A 2,111-nucleotide genomic window follows, 5' to 3' on the forward strand; every position below is an offset into this window, starting at 1 on the left:
AGAAGAACAGGAAGAGCATCGCGCCGAGGAACCACCAGAACTGGTCGGGGTTGTCCGGGGTGAGGAACAGGGCCGCGACGATGGTGGACAGCGTCATGCCGACACCGGAGACGAAGGTCCAAATCGCACCGCCGAAGCGGTCACACAGCGGACCCCAGGCGGCGCGGACGAGCGAGCCGATGAAGGGTCCGAGGAAGGCGAACGCGGCACCCTTGGGCAGGTCATCGACGGCGTAGGTGGCGGCGAACTCGGAGTTGGCGCCGTAGACGTTGTTGATGATGAGCGCGAGCTGGGCGGCGAAGCCGGAGAAGGCGCCGAACGTCATGAGGTAGGCGATCGTGAGGATCCAGGTGTTCTTGTTGCCGAAGATGTCGATCTGCTGGCGGAAGTTCGCCTTGACGGGGACGTCCTTGAGGAAGATCCACGCGACGACCGCGATGGCGATCGCCCACGGGACGAGGACGATGGCGGGGTTGTGGACGAAGAGGTGGGTGTCAGCGTCGCGCTGCGGGGCGACGAAGCCGATGCCCAGCAGGGTCAGGCCCATGAGCCACGGGGCGACCAGCAGGATGAAGGAGACACCGAAGTTACCCAGGCCGGCCTGCAGTCCCAGGGCGGTACCGGACAGACGCTTGGGGAAGAAGAACCCGGTCGAGGGCATGAAACCGGAGAAGACGCCGCCGCCGATACCGGTGAGGAAGGCGAGGACGAGCAGCCACCAGAAGGGGGTGTCGGTGTTCTGGACGGCGAAGAACCAGCCGAACATCGGGATGACGAACAGCAGGGAGGACATCGTCACCAGCCTGCGGGTGCCCATGACGGCCGGGAGGAACATGAAGATCAGGCGCAGCAGACCACCGGCGAGGCCGGGCAGGGAGGTCAGCCAGTAGAGCTGGGCGGTGGAGAGATCGAAGCCGATCCGGTTGAGGACGGGGGCGATGGCCGCGACCAGGTACCAGGTACAGAAGGCCATGAACAGGGAGATGGTGGTGATCCACAGGGTTCTCCAGGCGATGCCGGAGTCCCAGGTCTCCTCATTTTCGGGGTCCCAACCGTGGAGTACCCGACCGTCGGTGTTGAGAGCTGAGCTCATGCAAACCTCACTTGACAGGGGCCGAATGGTCCCGGTCAGGCATGCCGGAGTGATTCCGCCCGTGGTGGTTATTACATACAGGTTTACCCTGCTTTTCGTGCCTGTGCCATACTTTATACGGAAAAGTCCGAACATAATTAAACAACAGATGTGTTGCGTAATTGTGTCGTGAGACACACCTGCAGGTGGTCTGCCCACAGGCGGTCAGAACCGGGAGAAAAATGTGATCAATGCAACTGTCATCGTCGCCAGCGACCGTGTCCTCTCCGGCAACCGCGACAATGCTGCCGGGGAGCTCGCCGTCTCGCTGCTTCGCGACGCCGGCCTCCGGGTCGCCGACCCGTGCATCGTTCCCGAGGGTCTCGAGGCCGTGTCCACGACCCTGTCTCAGGCACGCGCCGCCGGACACCGCGTCATCGTCACGGTCGGAGGCACCGGCCTGGGGCCGCGCAACCTCACCCCGGAGGCGACGGCCCCGCACCTGGCGGTGCAGCTCACCGGCCTCATGACTCAGGTGCTGCTGGCGGGCCTGGCGAACACCGATCAGGCGGGCCTCTCGCGCGGGCTCATCGGGCTGACGGGACGGGGGCCGGAGGATGCGCTCATCATCAACGTGCCCTCCTCGCGCGGTGGCGTGCGCGACGCGCTCGGGGTGGTGTGCCCGCTGCTACCGAACATCTTCGAGCGCCTGGCGGAAGTGGACTGACCCGCCCCCGGACCAGCCCACCTCCGCCGAGATGCCCGACTGCTCCCCGGACACCACGGCCTCCAGCCGCGGCAGGGCGACGGTCCGGGCGTAGTCCTCGCGCTCGATACCGAGGAAACGGCGGCCCAGCTTGAGTGCCACGGCGGCGGTCGTCCCGGAGCCGAGGTGATAGTCGAGGACCAGCTCGCCCGGTGCGGTGAACATCTCGATGAGCTGGCGCAGCAGCGCCTCCGGCTTCTTACCGTTGCGGAAGCTCACCCCGCCCTCGGCGGCGACGCGGTTGTACTCGGCGTGGAAGTCGAGGAAATTCGG

3 protein-coding genes are annotated in these 2,111 nt (G+C 65.7%); 1 reads left to right on the forward strand and 2 read right to left on the reverse strand.

Annotated features, from left to right (window positions below; translation table 11 throughout):
* The coding region (locus Q4G50_RS14610) for an MFS transporter (protein ID WP_303378384.1) at positions 1 to 1,093 on the reverse strand (1,093 nt) is incomplete at its 3' end.
* Between the two features lie 223 nt (positions 1,094 to 1,316).
* On the opposite strand from Q4G50_RS14610, the gene Q4G50_RS14615 reads away from it, so the two are divergent.
* On the forward strand, positions 1,317 to 1,799 hold the full coding sequence (locus Q4G50_RS14615) for a molybdopterin-binding protein (RefSeq protein ID WP_303378385.1): 483 nt from the start codon (positions 1,317 to 1,319) through the stop codon (positions 1,797 to 1,799).
* Here Q4G50_RS14615 and Q4G50_RS14620 read toward each other — a convergent pair.
* The coding region (locus Q4G50_RS14620; RefSeq protein WP_303378386.1) for a DNA methyltransferase at positions 1,761 to 2,111 on the reverse strand (351 nt) is incomplete at its 5' end. The two genes, Q4G50_RS14615 and Q4G50_RS14620, sit on opposite strands and share 39 nt — an antisense overlap.

Source organism: Corynebacterium sp. (genome assembly GCF_030538285.1).
In the GTDB taxonomy this organism is placed as follows: Bacteria; Actinomycetota; Actinomycetes; order Mycobacteriales; family Mycobacteriaceae; genus Corynebacterium.